Below are 18892 nucleotides of genomic sequence, written 5' to 3' on the forward strand. Positions count from 1 at the left end.
TTGCGAATACGTCCAGTATTCGCAGCGTCGCGCGCCTCGCGAGCGGCCGTTCTCGTGGCAACGCATGCACGTTCCCTATGTAAACAGACCCTAATGATAAGCGGGCGTGCCTTAGCGGGAGCTTAAACACGGGCACCTCCGTGCGTTGGCGCACCGTATCGACACGGCCGCGTGCCGCGTCGGACGTTCTTCAGGTTTGCTTAATCTTACGCTCCGTAATCTCGGGCCGTCGCGTTCAACGGGAGCGCGGCATACGACCAAAACCGGAGGAACAACACCATGAAACACCTGACGAGAATCCTGGCCGTGGCGCTCGCCGTGCTGCCCGCCGCCGTCTACGCGGAATATACCGGGCCGTCGACGCTGACCACGACGACCGTGAAGGAACTGCTCGCGAACGGCAAGGACGACCAGCACGTGCAGTTGCAGGGGCGCATCGTCAAGCATGCCGGCGGCGAGGACTACGAGTTCGCCGACGCGACCGGCACGATCCGCGTCGAGATCGACGACAAGCTGTGGGCGGCCGGGCAGCCCGTCAACGACAAGAACGAGGTGAAGCTGACCGGCGAGTTCGAGCGCAAGTGGTCGGGCAAGGTGAAGGTGGACGCCGATCACGTCGAAGTGCTGCGCTGACCGATGCGCGCGGGGCCGGTGATAACATGGACGACCGGTTCCCGCTCCCACCAAGATGGCCGACAATTTCGACGAACTCGCGTCCCGGATCCGGGCGCAATTTTCCGAGCTGAGCCCGCAATTCCAGGCGGGCGCCGCTTTCCTGCTCGATCATCCCGACGAAGTCGCCACGTCGTCGATGCGCAAGGTCGCGCAGCGCGCGCAGGTGCAGCCCGCGTCGCTCGTGCGGCTCGCGCAGCAATTCGGCTTCCCCGGCTGGAACGAGCTGCGCGACCTGTGCGTCGCGCGCGTGCGCACGCGCCCCGAGCCGCTCACGCAGCGGGCGCGCTCGCTCGTGCGGCCCGACGCGAAGGCGTCGCTCGCGCACGACCTGCTCGCCGCGCAGCAGCACAACCTGTCGGCCACCGCCGCGCAGAACGAGCACGCGCTCGCGGACGCGGCCAAGCTGATCCGCAAGGCGTCGCACGTGCATGTCGCGGGGTTTCGCTCGTGTTATCCGGTCGCGTTCGGCTTCGTGTACGGCTACCGGCTGTTCCGTCCGACCGTGTCGCTGCTCAACGGCGTCGCCGGCTCGCTCGAAATGGAGCTGCGGACGATCGCGAAACAGAGCGTGACCGTGGTCATCAGCTTCGCGCCGTATTCGGCGGAAGCGACGCGCGTCGCGCAGGCCGCGAAGGCGCAGGGCAGCCGGATCGTCGCGATCACCGACAGCGCGGTGTCGCCGATCGCGCTGCATGCGGACGCGCAACTGATCTTCACGCACGACAGCCCGTCGTTCTTTCCGTCGCTGGTGGCCGCGCATGCGATGACCGAGGCGCTGGTCGCGCAGTTGCTGGCGCTCGAAGGCAGCGATGCGGTCGCGGCGCTCGAGCGCACGGAAGCGGAGCTGCACGCGAAGGGCGCTTACGTCGTTTGACGCGGTACCCACGGCTTCGGCCGTTTCCCGTTCACGATTCAATCCGAACCATCCGATGACGTTCACATACGAAGTGACCGACGCGGGCGATGCGAACATGCGCAAGCAGATCGTCGCGCCGCTCGTGCGTTTCAACGAAAGCCAGGCCGGCCCGAACGACTTCCGTCCGCTGGCCGTGCTGGTGACCGACGCGGACGGCTCGGTGGTCGGCGGCCTGTGGGGCGGCACGGCGTTCGGCTGGCTGCACGTCGACCTGCTCGTGGTGCCCGAGGCAGCGCGTGGCCAGGGCGCCGGCACGCGCATCATGGATCTGGCCGAAACGGAGGCCGTCGCACGCGGCTGCCATAGCGCGTGGCTCGACACGTTCGACTTCCAGGCGCGGCCTTTCTACGAGAAGCGCGGTTATGTCCGCTTCGGCGAGCTGCCGGATTATCCGGTCGGGCACACGCGCATTTTCCTGACGAAGAAGCTCGCGGGTTGAGCGGCGCCGCCGCTGCGCGGCACGGTTGACGATGTCACCGGCCGTCGCCTAGGATACCGGTCAGCGATGCAGGTCGCTTCCGGGTCCGCGGAAAGGGTTGAACCCACCTGTCGCAGCAAATCCAGTCTTTCCCCATCCTTTGTGCTGGCGGTATTGCGGACCTTCGGCCATTTCCGCACGAGGATCCGCATGAACACGCTGCCCCCCAGGGCCAATCCCGAACATCTGAAAAAGCAGGCCAAGGCATTGTTGCGCCTGTACCGGCAGGGCGACGCGCAAGCCGTCGAACGCTTTGTCCGGTTTCTCCCCGCCGCCGCGAACCGCACGCACGCCGAAGTGCGCGCGCTCGGGCTTCGCCTGCACGACGCGCAGTCGTGCATTGCGCGCGAGTACGGCTTCGCGTCGTGGGCCGATCTCGGCGCGTTCGTCGAAACGCATGCGCTGGCGCGGCAGCAGCGCTCGCTGCTGATCCGGCGCTGGCTCGATCTCGCATACGGTGGCGATGTGACCGGCGGCTTCGGCGCGGCCCGGCCGCGCGTCGCCGCGCAATTGCTGCGCGACCAGCCCGACCTCGTGTCGGGCGATCCGACCATCGCGTGCGCGGCGGGCGATCTCGACGCGGTGCAGGCGGCCCTGGCCGCCGATCCCGGCTGGATCGCGCGCGCCGGCGGCGCGCTGAATCTGCCGCCGCTGGTCGCCGTCACGCACTCGCGGCTCGGGCAGATCCCCGAGTTTGCCGTCAGGCTGCGCGCCTGCGCGCGCCTTCTGCTCGATGCCGGCGCCGACCCGAACCAGCGGATCGGCAACCGGTTCCCGCCGGCTTCGCTCGCCGCGCCCGACGAGTCGGGCCCGCTGTCAGCGCTGTATGGCGCTGCCGGCGTCAATCGCGATCCGGTGCTCACGACCCTGCTGCTGGAAGCCGGCGCCGACCCGAACGACGGCGAATCGCTGTATCACTCGCTGGAGAACCCGGCGTGCACGCGGCGGCTGCTCGAGCACGGCGCGCGGGTGGGCGGGACGAACGCGGTGCGGAGGGCGCTCGACATGCGCGACGCGGCCGCGCTCGAACTGGTGCTCGCGCATGGCGGCGATCCGAACGAACCGGCCGGCGAGGGGCCGACGAAGATGTGGGGCGCGCCGTTGTTGCGGGCGATCGCCGTGCGCTGCTCGGCGCGCCATATCGCCGCGCTGCTGGCGGCCGGCGCCGATCCGGGCGCGCGGACGGTGGCAGGCGTCAGTGCGTACCGGCTGGCCATGCAGACCGGGCTGCCCGACGTCGCGGCGTTGCTGCGCGCGGCCGGCGCGGAGGAGACGCTCAGCGCGGAAGACGCGTTCGTGGCGGCCTGCGCGCGTGCCGACGCCGACGCCGCGCGGCGCATCCAGGCGCGGCATCCCGAATTGCCCGGCGTGCTGCCCGACGACCGGCTGCGGTTGCTGCCCGACGCCGCCGCGTGGGGCTCGGGCGACGCGGTGAAGGTCATGGTCGAACTGGGCTGGCCGATCGCCGCGCGGGGTGGCGACTGGTACGCGAGCGCGCTGAATCAGGCCGTGTTCCGCGGCGACGCGGCGTTGCTGGCGTTCCTGCTCGAACACGGCGCAAGCTGGCGCGAAACGCACGGGTTCGGGAGCGATGCGCTCGGCACGCTGTCGTGGGCGTCCGTCAACGAACCGGAGGGCGTCGGCCATCCCGACTGGGAAGCCTGCGCGCGCGTGCTGGTCGCGCACGGCGTGCCGCAAGCCGCGCGGGATCCGTCGGATCCGGACGGCGTGCTGATCGATGGCCGCGCGATGCGGTTCTCCGAAGCCGTCACCGACGTGTTGCTCGGCATTGACGACGGGCAGCCCGCATCGAAGTGAATGACAGCGGCTGGACAGCGGGCAGGCGGTGATACCTGCCCGCGCGTGGCCGGCCGCGAGATTTTTCCTGTCGTGCGACGACATTTCGGCCATCGCTGAAACGTCGCGTGCACGACCGGCGTAAGCTCACCCGTCAACACCTTCCGGGAGTCCACGATGACCCGTTCCGACCTTCAAGCCCGCCAAGCCGAAGCTTTCCGCGCACTGCACACGCGCCCCGGCGCGTTCATCATCCCGAATCCGTGGGATGCCGGCACCGCCCGCCTGCTCGCGATGGCCGGCTTCGAGGCGCTCGCCACCACGAGTGCCGGCTACGCGTTTTCGAAAGGGCAGCCCGACAATGCGATCGACCGCGACGCGATGCTCGATCACATCGCCGATCTCGTCGCCGCGGGCGGCCTGCCCGTGAGCGCCGATCTCGAGAACGGCTTCGGCGACGCACCCGCAACGGTAGCCGAAACGATCCGGCTGGCGGCCGAGGCCGGCGCGGTCGGCGGCTCGATCGAGGATGCGACGGGCCGTGCCGATGCGCCGATCTACGCGCGCGAAGCGGCGATCGAGCGCATCGCGGCGGCCGTCGACGCGGCGCGCGCGCTGCCGTTTCCGTTCACGCTGACCGCGCGCTGCGAAAACTACCTGCATGGCCGCCGCGACCTCGCCGACACGATCGCGCGGCTGGTCGCCTATCGCGACGCGGGCGCCGACGTGCTGTACGCGCCGGGCATCACCGATGCCGACGAGATCGCGGCGGTGACGCAGGCGGTCGGCGCGCCCGTGAACGTCGTCATGGGATTGCAGGGTGGCTTGCTGAGCCTCGATGCGCTGGCGGCACTCGGCGTGAAGCGCGTCAGCGTCGGCGGCGCGCTGGCGCGGGCCGCGCTCGGTGCGTTCCTGCGTGCCGCGATGGAGATGGCGCGCGACGGCACGTTTACGTTTTCGCAAGCGGCCGTGCCGGGTCGAGAACTCAATCGCTGGTTCGCGGCGCCCGATAATTCACCGGTTTTGTTCGGTGAATGACGACAAATAAAAGGTGGGATCGTTTCCAGTCGAAACGTTGATTGACAATAATCAACCGATTTCGCGTCCGAATTAAATGGCAATGACGGCGCGAAAACCATCGTTTATTCTCCGCATTTCTCCGGTTCACCCGGAACCGGCGCGCAAGCCGCGCCGGACCTGGCGATTGCCTTTCGCCGCGCGTGCCGGTGCGGCGTATTGTTACATTTTCCCGGGCGACGCGTTTTTTGTGCGCGGGAGTTGCCGGTTATTTTTTTGATTGATAATCTGCCGCACGTCGAACGACCGGTCGATGAGTTGCCGGGAATATCAATATATTCAATATATAAAAAATTGAGAGAACGATGACGATCCGAGAAAATCAGCGTGTCGGGTTTCGCGTCGGCGATGTCGTGACGCTGAAAACCGGCGGGCCGCGCATGACCGTCACCTATGCCGGGCCGGTCGTGTTCGACGACGCCGACTGGCTGATCTGCCAGTGGTTCGACGAAAGCGGCGAGTTCCGGCAGGAAATGTTCCATCACGACACGGTCGTGCCCGAGCCGCGCGCGATTTCGGCCGGGCGCGTCCGGATGCGCATGCAGTCGCATCGCTATCGGTCGGCTGCCTGACGTCGGCCGGTCACAGCGTGCGGCAGTGCGCGGCGCCCGCGCCACGACATTTCACGCCAGCCCGAAACATGAGGCGGCGCGTTGCGCCGATACTGCACGCATGAACCCGACCGATCCCATTGCCGCGGTGACGCACCGCGATCCCTATCCCTACTACGCAGCGCTCGTCGACGGGCCGCCGCTCGCGTTCGACGCGACGCTCGGCCTGTGGGTCGCGAGCCGCGCGGCGGCCGTGACGGCCGTGCTTGGCCATCCCGTGTGCCGCGTGCGTCCGCTGGACGCGCCCGTGCCACCCGCGTTGCGCGGCACGACGGCCGGTGCGCTGTTCGGCGAGCTGGTGCGCATGAACGACGGCGCGTCGCGGCACGACGTGCCGAAACAGGCGCTGCGCACCGCGTTCGCGCCGATCGACACGGATGCGCTGCGCATCCGCGCCGCGCAACTGGCCGCACGGCGGTTGCCGGCGCCGGGCGACGCCGACGCGCTGAACGCGTGGTGCATGACGCTGCCCGTCTGCGCGGTCGCCGATCTGCTCGGCTTCGACGAGACGCAGCTCGACGACATCGCGGCGCAGGTCGTCGACTTCGTCGCCGCGCTGTCGCCGCTGTCGGACGCCGCGGCGCTGGCCCGCGCGAGCGACGCTGCGCGGCAACTGCTCGACCGGATGACGGAGCGCGTTGCTCAGACGCACGCGCACGACGGCACGCTGGTCGCCGCGGTGCAGCAGGCGGCCCGCGCGTCGGGCTGGCAGGCGAGCGGCGCGCTGGTCGCGAATCTCGTCGGGTTGCTGTCGCAGACCTGCGAAGCGACGGCCGCGTGGCTCGGCAATGCGCTGGTGGCATGGGACGGGGAAGCGCAAGCTACGCGCGTCGCGCCGGACGACGCGACGCTCGACGCGTTCGTTGCCGAAGTGGGACGTTTCGATTCGCCGGTACAGAACACGCGCCGCTTCGTTGCGGCGCGCACGACGATCGAAGGCGTGACCGTCGAAGCCGGCGACGCGATTCTCGTCGTGCTCGCCGCGGCGAACCGCGACCCGGCCGTGCATCGCGATCCGCACCGGCTGATGCCGGGCCGCGCGGCCGGGCCGAATTTCGGTTTCGGCACGGGGCCGCACGGCTGTCCGGGCGAGCGGATCGCGCGGGCGGTGACGACGGGGGCGTTCGGGGCGTGGCTGCGCGCGGGCGGCTGGGCGCCGCGCGACCGGCTGGCGTGGCATTACCGCACGTCGACCAACGTCAGGATGCCGATGTTCGACGCGGCGCGGTGAAGGGGAAAGAGGGACTTAACGGCAGCCTTGTTTCTCCGCCCATTGCTCCTGGGCGGCGACGCGGCGTTGCACGCGTTCGACGAGGCCGGTCGAGAAGGTGCGCATGCTGATGCCGCGACGCTTCGCGATGATCGTCTGCGCGACGTCGGCTTGCGGGTTCGGCTGGCATGCCCAGTACAGCGTCATCAACCAGCCGATGCCCGTCCACGCGAACAGCGCGTTGAACAGCGCGATCGTCAGCTTGTCGCGCCGGCCGCGCCGGTCGGCAATGATGGCAGGCAGAAAATAGAGCGCGATCGCGACAACCGAACCCACTGCTTGAATCAGGACTGCGTTCTGCATGGTGCTGCTCCGTCCGAACTGCAATGGAGCCGATTGTCGCGCTTTTTCCGTTCGTGTGCCGGCAATTGATTGTTGCGTTTTTAATCACGATCAGCCGGCTTCAGCGTCCTCCAGCTGCTCATCGTTGCTCAGGATGAACCCTTCGTCGAGCCAGCCCGTTATGCCGCCGATCATCAGCTTGACCGGCCGGCCGAGGCGCGCGAGCTGGATCGCCGCGCGCGCGGCGCCGTTGCAGTGCGGGCCCGCGCAGTAGACGACGAACAACGTGCCGGCCGGATAGCCGGCGAGCTTGCTCTCGATGATCTTGCGGCGCGGCAGGTTGCGTGCGCCGGGCACATGGCCGGCCGCGAACTGGTCGGGGCCGCGCACGTCGAGCAGCACGAAATCGGGTGCGCCGGACGCGAGCGCGTCGTGCACGTCCCAGCAATCGGTCTCGAATCGCAGCGACGCCTCGAAATGCGCGAGGGCGGCGGGGCTGTCGGCGGCGGGCACGTCGGTGACGTAAGACATGGGCAGGTTCTCCGGGTCAAAAGGGCGCGGAAGGCGCCGTCATGAAGGGCAGTATCGCGGTTCGGCGTGTTTTGCGGCAGTGGCGCGATCGACAAGTTCCGGTAACATCGCGCCATGCACAATCATCTCGTCGTCGCGCTCGCCTACGATCGCCTCTGCACCTTCGAATTCGGCTGCGTGGTCGAACTGTTCGCACTCGAGCGTCCCGAGCTCGGCGTCGACTGGTATCGCTTCGCGGTATGCGCGAGCGAGCCGGGGCCCGTGCGCGCGGCGGGCGGCATCACGGTCGCCGCGCCGTACCGGCTCGCGACGCTCGATCGCGCGGATACCATCGTGATTCCCGGCTGGCGCGATCCGGACGAACTGCCGCCGGAGCCGTTGCTGAAGAAACTGCGGGCCGCGCATCGGCGCGGCGCGCGGCTCTGCTCGATCTGTTCGGGCGTGTTCGTGCTGGCGGCGGCCGGCGTGCTCGACGGCCTCACCGTGACGACGCACTGGCGTTACGCGGAGCGCCTGCAGGCACGTTATCCGGCGCTGCGCGTGAATCCCGATGCGCTTTACGTCGACGAAGGGCAGATCGTCACGTCGGCCGGTTCGGCGGCGGGGCTCGACATGCTGCTGCATCTGGTGCGCCGCGATTACGGCGGCGCCATCGCGAACCGTGTCGCGCAGCGCCTCGTGCTGCCGCCGCATCGCGACGGCGGCCAGGCGCAGTTCGTGCCGCGGCCGGTCGCGCCGGGCGGCAGCGACCGGCTCGCGAAACTGATCGACTGGATGCGCGTGCACGCGGCCGAGCCGCACACGCTCGCGTCGCTCGCCGCGCAGGCCGCGATGAGCACGCGCACGCTGCAGCGCCAGTTCGCGGACGCGACGGGGATGTCGCCGCTCGCGTGGCTGATCCGCGAGCGCGTGAATGTCGCGAAGGACATGCTGGAAGCGCAACCCGCACTGTCGCTCGCACAGATCGCGGCGCGCGCGGGGTTCGGGTCGGAGGAATCGCTGCGCCGGCATTTCCGGCGCGTCGCGGCGACGAGCCCGGCCGCCTACCGGCGCGGGATGGGTCGCGGCGAAAGATAATGACGGGCGCCGAACGGGGCCGTTCGGGCACGACAACAAAAGGAAAAAAACATCATGGGCTTGTTCGGAAAGCTGTTCGGAAAGAAATCGCGCGACGAAGCGTCGTCGGCACCTCAGGCGCCTTCGACTGGCGATCAGGGTGAGCAGAACGAGCAAAACGGCCCCGACATCGCACCCGAACTCGTGCCCGCGCTGGCGGCCTACCAGGCCGGCCGGCACGAGGCCGCGATTGCGATCGCCGCGCCGTACGCCGAGCGTCTCGCCGATGCGGCGCGGCTCTGCGCGCTCGCGTATTCGGCGATGGACCGGTATGACGACGCCTTCCCGCACTGGCTCGCGTTGTTCGAACAGGAGCCGAGCGCGCACAACGCGGTGCAGCTCGCGACGACATCGGTGATGTGCGGTGAGGTCAAGCGCGGCGAAGCGTGGATGCAGAAGGCCGCCGAGATCAATCATGAAACGCACGAGCAGTCGGATGTCGCCGCGCGCGTGAACTTCATCTCCGCGCTGATGCAAAGCGGCCATCTTTACGACGCGCTGCCGCATATCGCGTGGATGCGCGACGTGTACGGCCAGGTACACATCACCGATTCGACGTTCCTCTACATGCGCGGCATTCCGTTTTTCCCGTCGTTCCTCGAGAAGAGCCTGGAGATCCTGAAGGCCACGCAGCCGGCCGACGCGATCGCACCGTGGTACGGCGCGCTCAACGGCAAGCTCGACGAAGAAGGCGAAGCGCAGCTTGCCGCGTGGGTCGGCCAGCTGCCGGGACAACCGGCCGCCTGAACGGCCGCCGGCGCTCGCGATAACCGATAACCATTCATTCCGAACAAGGACTCCGATGACGATGCTGCCTTCCCGTTTGCCGCTGATCCAGGCCCCGATGGTCGGTTCGCTGAGCCCGCTCGCGATTGCGGTGTGCGAAGCCGGCGGGCTCGGCTCGCTCGCGTGCGCGGCGCTCGGCCCGCAGCAACTGCGCGACGAGATCGCGGCGATTCGGGCACGCACGTCCGCGCCGTTCAACGTGAATTTCTTCTGCCACACGCCGCCGGCGCCCGACGCAGAGGTCGACGCGCGCTGGCGCGCGGCGCTCGCCGGCTACTACGCGGAAGCCGGGCTCGATCCGGCCGACGTGAAGGGCGGCCCCGGCCGCGCGCCGTTCGACGATGCGATGTGCGCGGTCGTCGAGGACTTGCGGCCGGCCGTCGTGAGCTTCCATTTCGGGCTGCCGGACGACACGTTGCTCGAGCGCGTGCGCTGCACCGGCGCGCTAGTCGTTTCATCCGCGACGACCGTCGAGGAAGCGCGCTGGCTCGATGCGCGCGGTGTCGATGCGATCGTCGCGCAGGGCGCGGAAGCCGGCGGCCACCGCGGGATGTTCCTGACCGACGACATCCACGCGCAACCGGGCCTGTTCGCGTTGCTGCCGCAGATCGTCGACGCGGTGCGCGCGCCGGTGATCGCGGCCGGCGCGATCGCCGACGGGCGCGGCATCGCGGCCGCGTTCGCACTCGGCGCGCGTGCGGTGCAGATCGGCACGGGCTACCTGCTGACGCCGCAGGCCGGCCGCTCGGCGCAGCATCGCGCGGCGGTGCGCGCCGCGCGCGACGACGGCACGCGCGTGACCAACCTGTACACGGGCCGGCCCGCGCGCGGGCTGCTGACGCGCTTCATGCGCGAGCAAGGGCCGATGAGCGCGCTCGCGCCCGCGTTCCCGCTCGCGACGGCCGCGGTCGATCCGCTGCGTGGCGCGTTCGAGCGGCAGGGCCGCGACGATTTCTCGCTGCTGTGGTCGGGCGAGGCCGCGGCGCTCGCGCGCGAAGAGGATGCCGGCGCGCTGACGCGGCGCTTGTGGGACGACGCGCTGGCGTGCGCAGCGGGGCTGCGCGACGCGTTCCCGCAGGCGGTCTGAACGGCCAGGGCAGGGGGCGCCGGAGCGGAAGCATCGGCGTATGATCTGGGTTTTCGTCAGCCCGATCCAGGCACCCCCATCATGACCTCCGTTGACACTACCCCCGTCCTCGACCATGACAAGCTCGTTACCTTCATCGAGCGCAAGTGGAACGATGAAATCCTCCACGCACTGACCGACTACATCGCGATCCCCGCGAAGAGTCCCGCGTTCGACCCCGATTGGGCGAAGCGCGGTTATCTCGAGCGCGTCGTCACCGACGCCGCGCAGTGGGCCGAACGGCAGCCCGTGAAGGGCCTGAAGCTCGAGATCGTGCGCCTGCCGGGCCGCACGCCGGTGATCTTCTTCGAATCGCCGGCCACGCGCTCGGGCAGCACCGACACGATCCTGCTGTACGGCCACCTCGACAAGCAGCCCGAATTCGACGGCTGGCGCGCGGACCTCGGCCCGTGGACGCCGAAGTTCGAGAACGGCAAGCTGTACGGCCGCGGCGGCGCGGACGACGGTTATGCGATCTACGCGAGCCTCGCGGCGCTCGGCGCGCTCGACGAGCAGGGTATCGAGCGGCCGCGCTGCGTCGGCCTGATCGAAACCTGCGAGGAATCGGGCAGCTACGACCTGCTGCCGTACGTCGACGCGCTGCGCGACCGGCTCGGTCAGGTGTCGCTCGTCGTGTGCCTTGATTCGGGCGCCGGCAACTACGACCAGATGTGGCTCACCACGTCGCTGCGCGGGCTCGTGTCCGGCGACCTGCAGGTCGAGGTGCTCGAGGAAGGCATCCACTCGGGTGTCTATGGCGGCATCGCGCCGTCGAGCTTCCGCGTAATGCGCCAGTTGTTCGAGCGCCTCGAAGACGCGAAGAACGGCAACCTGCTGCCGGGCGTGTTCCATTGCGAGATTCCGTCGAGCCGTGTGCGCGAAGCCGATGCGGCTGCCGCGATCCTCGGCGACGCGGTGTGGAAGGGGCTGCCGTGGGCGTGCGGCGCGGACGGCAAGCCGGTGCTGCCGACCACGACCGATCCGCGCGAGGCGCTGCTGAATTCGACGTGGCGTCCGTCGCTGTCGGTGACGGGCGCAGCCGGCATGCCGGCGCTCGCCGATGCGGGCAACGTGCTGCGTCCGCGCACCGCATTCAAGCTGTCGCTGCGCCTGCCGCCGCTCGTCGACGCCGCGCAGGCCGTGCAGCAACTGAAGGACCTGCTCGAACTCGATCCGCCGTACAACGCGAAGGTCACGTTCAAGCCGGACGCGGGCGCCGCGACCGGCTGGGCGGCACCCGATCTCGCGCCGTGGCTCGCGTCGTCGCTCGACGCCGCGTCGCGCCGCCACTTCGGCGCCGACTGCGCGTACATGGGCCTCGGCGGCACGATCCCGCTGATGAACGTGCTGCAGGCGGGCTTCCCGTCCGCGCAGTTCATGGTGTGCGGCGTGCTCGGACCGAAGTCGAATGCGCACGGCCCGAACGAGTTCCTGCACGTGCCGTACGCGAAGAAACTGACGGCCGCGGTTGCCGACGTGATCGCGTCCGCGCGCTGATCGTCGCGACTGCCCGACCCAATCCGACCTGAAGGAACCCTGCCGATGACCGCACTGCCGACGCCCGACACCGAACCGCTGCGCATGCGCGCCGAACCGCTGCATGCATTCGTCGCGGCACTCTGGCAACGGGCCGGCAGCAGCGAGCGCGAGGCGCGGCTCGTCGCCGATCACCTGGTCGGCGCGAATCTCGCGGGCCACGATTCGCATGGGATCGGGATGATCCCGAACTACGTCGCATCGTGGCGGGAAGGGCAGTTGCAACTGAACGGGCACGCGTCGATCGTCCGCGACGGCGGCGCGGTGCTGACGATCGACGGCGAGCGCGGCTTCGGCCAGGTGATCGCGTTCGAGGCGATGGTCGAAGGGATCGAGCGTGCGCGGCGCATGGGCATCTGCGCGATCGGGCTGCGCGACGTGCATCATCTCGGCCGCATCGGGCACTGGGCCGAGCAGTGCGCGCGCTCGGGGCTCGTGTCGTTCCATTTCGTCAATGTGCCGGGCGACCTGCTGGTCGCGCCGCTGCACGGCACCGATCCGCGCTTCGGCACGAATCCGTTCTGCGCCGCGTATCCGCGTGCGGGCAAGCCGCCGCTGCTGCTCGATTTCGCGACGAGCGCGATCGCGTACGGCAAGACGCGCGTCGCGTACAACCAGGGCAAGCGCGTGCCGGCCGGGTCGCTGATCGACCATCTCGGCCAGCCGACCGACGATCCGGCGGTGATGCACGAGCAGCCGTTCGGCGCGCTGCTGCCGTTCGGGCTGCACAAGGGGTATGCGCTGGCCGCGATGTGCGAGATCTTCGGCGGCGCGCTCGTGGGCGGGCATACGACCTATGGCGACACGCTGCAGAAGACGAGCGCGATCGTCAACGGGATGCTGTCGGTGCTGATCGATCCGAACGCGTTCGACGCGGTAGATGCCGAGCGCGAAGCCGATGCGTTCGTTGCATGGGCGAAGGCGTCGCCGCAGGCCGGCGATGCGCCGGTGCAGGTGCCCGGCGAACCGGAGGAAGCAAGCCGCGCCGCGCGTGGCGCAGGCGGCATTCCGGTCGACCGTGCGACGTGGCGGCAGATTCGCGAGAGCGCGGCGGCCGTCGGCTTCGACGACGCCGAACTCGATGCGTGGACGCAGCGCTGCGAGGCTTCCGCGTGAGCTGGCAGTCGGAGAAGGCGCACGGCGAGGAGATCGCGTACCAGCTTGCTCCGCTCGGCATGGTCGAGGTCGCACGGTTCTTCAGCGGGGCGGCGATGCGGCTCGATGGCGTGATGTTCGGCTTCATGTCGCGCGGGTCGCTGTTCCTGCGTGTAGACGACGTGAATCGTCCGGCGTTCGTCGCGGCGGGCATGGGGCCGTTCTCGTACGCAAGGCCGACGCGTACCGTAGCGCTCGAGGGCTACTACGAAACGCCGGCCGACGTGCTCGAGGACGCGGGCGCGCTGTTCGACTGGTGCCGCAGCGCGTATCGCGCGGCGCTGCTGGCGGGGCCGCCGAAGCGCAAGGCGAGGGCCGCCCGTAAGCCGGTGTCGGCGACGGGATCCGCGGTGGCGCCGAAATCCACATCGAAGCGTTCGGTGAAACCGGAGCCGAAGACGGCATCCACGGCGGCAGCGAAATCCGCGCCGAAGCCTGCGCCAAAACCGGCGCCGAAGCCGAAAGCGATAGCGGTAGCGGCATCGAAACCTTCGCGGAAACCGGCATCGAAACCCCCGGCCAAGCGCAAACCGGCATAGCGCCGGTCTTGCGAGGCGATCGCCTCGCGACGTTCCCTTTCCTTTCTTTCAGGCGTGCCCATTGCCGCGCGACGGGTGCGCGAAAGCGCCAGGCTTGACGCACCGCACATCCTGCATGCTTCACAACGGCAGCCTTGGCGTTTATGATCGGCGCGGGTTGCGCCGGTGCCTGGCACGACCCGCGCCGGCCTCGCCGCCGGCCCCGCGAACGGCGCATCGTACGCCGCGCGGAACGCTTCCCCACTCATCATTCCAGCGGAGACAGCCGATGCTCGTCCTGATTCTCGGTTTAGCGATCTTCCTCGGTGTGCACTCGATCCGGATCGTCGCCGATGGCTGGCGCTCCGCGATGATCGCGCGAATCGGCGAGAAAGGCTGGAAGGCCGGTTATTCGATCGCGTCGATCGTCGGCTTCGTGCTGATCGTCCGCGGCTACGGGATCGCGCGCGAGAGCGCGACGCAGCTGTGGGTGTCGCCGGTCGGCGTGCGCCACCTGACGGGCGTGCTGACCGCGGTCGCGTTCGTGCTGATCGCCGCGTCGTATGTGCCGCGCAACCGGATCAAGACGCTCGTCGGACACCCGATGCTGGCCGGCGTGATGGTCTGGGCGGTCGCGCACCTGCTCATGAATGGCACGCTGCACGCGGTCGTGCTGTTCGGCGCGTTCTTCGTGTGGTCGATCGTCGATTTCGTCGTGTCGCGTGCGCGCGACCGCCGCGACGGTGTCCGCTATCCGGCCGGCGGGCTGTCGGGCGACGTCGTCGCCGTGCTGGGCGGACTCGTCGTCTGGGCCGTGTTCGCGCTGTTCCTGCACGGCTGGCTGATCGGCGTGCGGCCGTTCGGCTGAACGCGCACGCCGGGCCGCCGGCCGCCGGTCAGCGCAGCTTCGCGCCGGACGCCTGCCCGAACGACGGCTGCCTGCGCCGCAGGAAGTACGACGCGACGATCGCGAGCGCCGTCGATACCGTGAACCAGAACTGGAATCGCGAATCCGGGTTGAACGCCTGCGACCCGAGCACGGCGACCAGCGCCAGCAGCGCGACCCAGTTCGACACCGGATAGAACCACGCGCGGAACGCCGACGGGTCGCGTTGATCGTGCTTCGTCTGCCGGCGCATCGCGAAGTGCGCGGCGATGATGAAGATCCACACGATCATCACGAACGCGCCGCTGCTCTTCGCGAGCATCAGGAACAGGTCGCCGCCGCTCACGAAATGCACGCCGAGGATCGACACGCAGATCGCCAGGCACAGCACGAGCGCGTTCATCGGCACGCCCTTCGCGTTGGTGCGTCCGAACATCGCGGGCGCATGGCCGCGCTGGCTCAGCGAGAACACCATGCGCGAGTTCGAGAACAGGAACGAGTTCATCACCGACATGAACGACACGAACAGCACGATCTTCATCGCGACGGCCGCGCCGGTGAACGAGATATGTGAAAGACGTCTTGCGGTTTGCTCATCAATTGCCGCTGCATTGCCGTGATGGCGGCAGCGGCGAGCGTGCGTCAGATCGGTTTGACGAACAACCCGATGGTCAGTACCGCGCCGATGCAGACGATCCCGATGCGCAGGATGCGTTCGTTCACGCGCTGCAGCGCCCACGTGCCGAGCAGCCCGCCGACGATCGCACCACCGCCGAGCGCGAGTGCCGAGCGCCAGTGCAGTTGAGGTGAGGTCAGGAACAGCACGACGGCCGATGCGTTCATTACGCCCGCGAGCGCGTTCTTGGTCGACATCGCGTGACGCGGCGACAGGCCGGCCATCGTCAGCGTGGCCATCATCAGGAAGCCGAGCCCGCCGCCGAAGTAGCCGCCGTAGATCGCGATCATGAACTGCGAGATCGCGGCGGGGACGGCACCGAGGTGAGCCGTGCCTTCGCGCGGCTTGCGGAAAAAGCTGCCCCACGCGAACACGATCGTCGCGAACAGCACGAGCCACGGCACGAGGTGCGAGAAGATCGACGAAGGCGTCTTCAGCAGCAGCAACCCGCCGAGCGCGCCGCCGACGACGCTGATCGCGAACATCGCGCGAAACGACAGCTTGCCCACGCCGCGCACCATGTTCCGGCTTGCCCAACCTGTCGTGACTTGTGCGGGAAACAGCGCGACCGTCGACGTGATGTTCGCCGCGAGGGGTGACATGCCCGACACGATCAGCGCGGGCAGCGTGACGAACGAGCCGCCGCCGGCGAGGGTGTTCTGCAGGCCGGCCCAGAGGCCAGCGAGGATGACGAGAGCGAGCATGGGTGCGGGAGCGGGGAGGTGGCTGGGCTCGCTTGCCGGAGGCGGGCAGGCGCGGTGGACGCACGATGGTAATGCAGGATCGCGGGCGCGGGAAGCCGATGCGGCACGCGCGTGCGGTGCGCGTCCATGCCGGCGTCGACATGGACTACATGGCGGTCCGGCGATGGGAGCGCGGCAGCGTGCTCTATATCTTGGGTTCCGCGCGGTTATGCCCGGACCTTCGGCGATCGCCGCGTTGACAGCCACTCATGCCAGGAGACACGAATGACGCATACCCAGGTCGTGCCGTTGACTCGGTCACGCTCGCCCGTCCCGCCCCGCAACTGCACATTCGACGTGCGCGATTGGGAAATACTGAGCCGCTACTGGCATCCGGTCGCGTTCGCGAGCGACGTGCGCGAACGCCCGCTCGGCGTGACGCTGCTCGACGAGCGGCTCGTGCTGTTCCGCTCAGGTGACACCATCGTCGCCGCGCGCGACGTGTGCCCGCACCGGGGCGCGCCGCTGAGCCGCGGCTGGGTGGTCGGCGATCGGCTCGTGTGCCCGTATCACGGCCTCGAATACGCGGCCGACGGCAAGTGCAAGCATATTCCGTCGCAGCCCGACGGCCCGATTCCGGAGCGCCTGTGCCTGACGACCTTCGCGGCGCAGCAGGCGTACGGGCTCGTATGGGTATCGCTGGGCGGCGGGGAACTGCCTTTGCCCGACTTCCCCGCGTGGAACGAGGAGGGTTTCCAGCAGATCCTGCCGCCGTCGATCGATATTCGCGCGTCGGCCGGCCGGCAGACGGAAGGGTTCATCGACGTCGCGCACTTCGCGTGGATTCATCACGACAGCTTTGCCGACCGGCGCAATCCGGTCGTGCCGCAATACTCGGTGGAGCGGCGCGAGAACGGGTTGCGGGCCGAATACGTCAGCACGGTCAGCAACTTTCCGAAGTCGATGCAGCATCGCGCGCCCGACGGGTTTCTGTGGCGGCGCGTGTTCGAGGTCGACGTTCCGTTCTTCGCGCGCCTCACCGTGCATTTTCCGGAAGGCGGCCGGCTCGCGATCCTGAACGCGGCCAGCCCCGTTTCCGCGCGACTGACGCGCCTGTTCGTGCCGATCGTGCGCAACTTCGATCACGACCTGCCGCTCGACGACGTGTACGAATTCAATCGCCAGGTGTTCGAAGAGGATCGCGAGATCGTCGAGCAGCAATGTCCCGAGGATCTGCCGATTGATCGTTCGCAGGAAGCGCCGATCCTGGCCGATCGCTCGTCGGGTGCCTACCGGCGTGCGCTCGGCGAGTTGGGCCTCGGTCAGTCTTACGCACGCTGATCGCCGCACGGGAGAACACGATGAAGATCTGGGAATGCGTGATCTGCGGGTTTCGATATGACGAGGCCGAGGGCTTGCCGCAGCACGGGATCGCGGCCGGCACGCGCTGGGAAGACGTGCCCGACGACTGGATGTGTCCGGACTGCGCGACCGGCAAGCACGATTTCGACATGCAGGTGGTGGCCGCATGAGCATAAGAGAAACGTCGGATAACCGGAACGATCCCGTCGTCATCGTCGGCACGGGCCTCGCGGGTTATACCGTGGCGCGCGAGTGGCGCAAGCTCGACGGCGAGACGCCGCTCGTGATGATCAGCCGGGACGACGGCAGCTTCTATTCGAAGCCGGCGCTGTCGAACGCGCTCGCGCAGCGCAAGACGCCCGAGCAGCTTGCGATGTCCGATGCGGCGACGATGGCGGATCAACTGCGCGCGTCCATCTGGACGCAGTGCGCGGTGCGGCGGATTCGCGTCGACGCGCATGAGGTCGTGCTCGACGACGCGCGGGTGTTGCGCTATCGCGCGCTGGTCCTCGCCACCGGCGCGGATGCGCGGCGCGTGCCCTGCGAAGGGGATGGCGCGGCCGACGTGCTGCCGGTCAACGACCTGGCCGACTACGCGCGGCTTCGCAGCGCACTGAGTGACTGTCGATCGGTCGCGATCCTCGGCGCGGGCCTCATCGGTTGCGAGTTCGCGAACGATCTGGTCGCGGCGGGGCTGACGGTCACCGTGATCGATCCCGCCGACGCGCCGCTGTCGCGGCTGCTGCCGCCGGAGGCCGGACAGGTGTTCGCGCATGGGCTGCGCGACGCGGGCGTACAGCTTCGGCTCGGCGCGGGCGTGCGCTCGATCGCCCGTCTCGTGCGCGGATACCGGCTTGCGCTGACGGATGGCGCGAGCCTCGACGCGGACCTCGTGATCTCGGCGATCGGGCTCGTGCCGCGAACCGCGCTCGCGCGAGAGGCGGCGCTCGACGTCGCGGACGGGATCGTGACCGACGCGTGGTGCCGCACCAGCGCGCCGGACATCTTTGCGCTCGGCGACTGCGCGGCGATCGACGGGCGCGTGCGGCCCTACGTGTTGCCCATCATGCACGCGGCGCGCGCCCTGGCGCAGTGCTTGCGGGGCACGCCGGCACGGGTGGATTTCCCGGTGATGCCGGTCGTGGTGAAGACACCGGCCATTCCCGCCGTCGTCGTGACGGCGGATGACGGCGGCCGCTGGACCACCGAGATCGGAGTCGGCGATGCGCCGCGTTCGACGCGCGCGCTCTGCTCGGATCCCGAGTCGGGGCGCATCACGGGTTTTGCGCTGCTCGATGCGGCGACGGCGGAAAAGGCCGCGCTGCTGAAGGCGATGACCGCTGGCGCATCGACCTAGCCTTATAGCCGCGCGCCTGCGCGCGGCCCCTGAAATGGCGCTTTTTCCAGGTGC

20 protein-coding genes and 1 pseudogene are annotated in these 18892 nt (G+C 68.9%); 17 read left to right on the top strand and 4 right to left on the bottom strand.

All coding sequences use genetic code 11. From position 1 onward, the window contains the following. Positions 1-279 precede the first annotated feature (279 nt). The 7 genes from ACTRWB_RS31065 (at position 280) to ACTRWB_RS31095 (ending at position 6785) form a co-directional block, all read left to right on the top strand. Positions 280-633, top strand: a complete 354-nt coding sequence (locus ACTRWB_RS31065) for a YgiW/YdeI family stress tolerance OB fold protein (protein ID WP_446904101.1) — start codon at positions 280-282, stop codon at positions 631-633. 55 nt (positions 634-688) lie between these two features. Then, positions 689-1549, top strand: a complete 861-nt coding sequence (locus tag ACTRWB_RS31070; RefSeq protein WP_048250749.1) for a MurR/RpiR family transcriptional regulator — start codon at positions 689-691, stop codon at positions 1547-1549. 55 nt (positions 1550-1604) lie between these two features. After that, entirely contained in the window at positions 1605-2030 is a 426-nt protein-coding gene (locus ACTRWB_RS31075) for a GNAT family N-acetyltransferase (protein ID WP_048250748.1), read from the top strand. A 189-nt stretch (positions 2031-2219) separates the two neighbouring features. Further along, the gene (locus ACTRWB_RS31080) at positions 2220-3887 is read left to right on the top strand and encodes an ankyrin repeat domain-containing protein (RefSeq protein ID WP_446904102.1); all 1668 of its coding nucleotides are present in this window, start codon (positions 2220-2222) and stop codon (positions 3885-3887) included. 156 nt (positions 3888-4043) lie between these two features. After that, complete coding sequence (locus ACTRWB_RS31085) at positions 4044-4904, top strand: isocitrate lyase/PEP mutase family protein (RefSeq protein ID WP_446904103.1); 861 nt, start codon at positions 4044-4046, stop codon at positions 4902-4904. Positions 4905-5248: 344 nt separating this feature from the next. Next, on the top strand, positions 5249-5515 hold the full coding sequence (locus tag ACTRWB_RS31090) for a YodC family protein (protein ID WP_048250743.1): 267 nt from the start codon (positions 5249-5251) through the stop codon (positions 5513-5515). A gap of 100 nt (positions 5516-5615) precedes the next feature. Next, positions 5616-6785: a cytochrome P450 gene (locus tag ACTRWB_RS31095; RefSeq protein WP_446904104.1), complete on the top strand. Its 1170-nt coding sequence runs from the start codon at positions 5616-5618 to the stop codon at positions 6783-6785. A 15-nt stretch (positions 6786-6800) separates the two neighbouring features. On the opposite strand, the gene ACTRWB_RS31100 is transcribed toward ACTRWB_RS31095, so the two are convergent. Together ACTRWB_RS31100 and ACTRWB_RS31105 are read right to left on the bottom strand one after the other, a co-directional pair. Further along, positions 6801-7127, bottom strand: coding sequence for a superinfection immunity protein (locus ACTRWB_RS31100; RefSeq protein WP_129515470.1), 327 nt, complete (start codon positions 7125-7127; stop codon positions 6801-6803). 90 nt (positions 7128-7217) lie between these two features. Next, positions 7218-7637: a rhodanese-like domain-containing protein gene (locus tag ACTRWB_RS31105; RefSeq protein ID WP_446904105.1), complete on the bottom strand. Its 420-nt coding sequence runs from the start codon at positions 7635-7637 to the stop codon at positions 7218-7220. A gap of 114 nt (positions 7638-7751) precedes the next feature. Here ACTRWB_RS31105 and ftrA point away from each other — a divergent pair, with 114 nt between their 5' ends. From ftrA to ACTRWB_RS31140, 7 genes are all read left to right on the top strand, one after another. Beyond that, on the top strand, positions 7752-8714 hold the full coding sequence (ftrA, locus tag ACTRWB_RS31110) for a transcriptional regulator FtrA (RefSeq protein ID WP_129515468.1): 963 nt from the start codon (positions 7752-7754) through the stop codon (positions 8712-8714). A 54-nt stretch (positions 8715-8768) separates the two neighbouring features. After that, positions 8769-9500, top strand: a complete 732-nt coding sequence (locus tag ACTRWB_RS31115; protein WP_446904106.1) for a hypothetical protein — start codon at positions 8769-8771, stop codon at positions 9498-9500. A 55-nt stretch (positions 9501-9555) separates the two neighbouring features. After that, positions 9556-10626, top strand: coding sequence for an NAD(P)H-dependent flavin oxidoreductase (locus ACTRWB_RS31120; protein ID WP_446904107.1), 1071 nt, complete (start codon positions 9556-9558; stop codon positions 10624-10626). A gap of 81 nt (positions 10627-10707) precedes the next feature. Continuing rightward, positions 10708-12162, top strand: a complete 1455-nt coding sequence (locus ACTRWB_RS31125) for a M20 family metallopeptidase (protein WP_446904108.1) — start codon at positions 10708-10710, stop codon at positions 12160-12162. Positions 12163-12207: 45 nt separating this feature from the next. Beyond that, positions 12208-13317, top strand: coding sequence for a malate/lactate/ureidoglycolate dehydrogenase (locus ACTRWB_RS31130; protein WP_446904109.1), 1110 nt, complete (start codon positions 12208-12210; stop codon positions 13315-13317). Further along, positions 13314-13895 (top strand): TfoX/Sxy family protein, encoded by a 582-nt coding sequence (locus ACTRWB_RS31135; RefSeq protein ID WP_446904252.1) that lies wholly within the window; start codon positions 13314-13316, stop codon positions 13893-13895. The genes ACTRWB_RS31130 and ACTRWB_RS31135 overlap by 4 nt, the downstream gene beginning before the upstream one ends. Positions 13896-14163: 268 nt before the next feature. Then, positions 14164-14742 carry an NnrU family protein gene (locus ACTRWB_RS31140; protein ID WP_412024075.1) on the top strand — a complete coding sequence of 193 codons (579 nt, stop codon included), beginning with the start codon at positions 14164-14166 and terminating at the stop codon, positions 14740-14742. A gap of 28 nt (positions 14743-14770) precedes the next feature. On the opposite strand, the pseudogene ACTRWB_RS31145 reads toward ACTRWB_RS31140, so the two are convergent. Further along, a pseudogene (locus tag ACTRWB_RS31145) lies at positions 14771-15322 on the bottom strand (amino acid permease); the annotation flags it as partial. An 80-nt stretch (positions 15323-15402) separates the two neighbouring features. Further along, positions 15403-16140, bottom strand: coding sequence for a sulfite exporter TauE/SafE family protein (locus ACTRWB_RS31150; protein WP_446904110.1), 738 nt, complete (start codon positions 16138-16140; stop codon positions 15403-15405). A gap of 264 nt (positions 16141-16404) precedes the next feature. On the opposite strand from ACTRWB_RS31150, the gene ACTRWB_RS31155 reads away from it, so the two are divergent. From ACTRWB_RS31155 to ACTRWB_RS31165, 3 genes are read left to right on the top strand one after another with little or no spacing between them, the layout of a single operon-like run. Beyond that, positions 16405-17460: a Rieske 2Fe-2S domain-containing protein gene (locus ACTRWB_RS31155; protein ID WP_446904111.1), complete on the top strand. Its 1056-nt coding sequence runs from the start codon at positions 16405-16407 to the stop codon at positions 17458-17460. A 20-nt stretch (positions 17461-17480) separates the two neighbouring features. Beyond that, positions 17481-17651 carry a rubredoxin gene (locus ACTRWB_RS31160; protein WP_048250728.1) on the top strand — a complete coding sequence of 57 codons (171 nt, stop codon included), beginning with the start codon at positions 17481-17483 and terminating at the stop codon, positions 17649-17651. Further along, on the top strand, positions 17594-18838 hold the full coding sequence (locus tag ACTRWB_RS31165; protein ID WP_446904112.1) for an NAD(P)/FAD-dependent oxidoreductase: 1245 nt from the start codon (positions 17594-17596) through the stop codon (positions 18836-18838). The genes ACTRWB_RS31160 and ACTRWB_RS31165 overlap by 58 nt, the downstream gene beginning before the upstream one ends. Positions 18839-18892 lie beyond the last annotated feature (54 nt).

The sequence above is a fragment of the Burkholderia sp. YIM B11467 genome, from assembly GCF_052952715.1.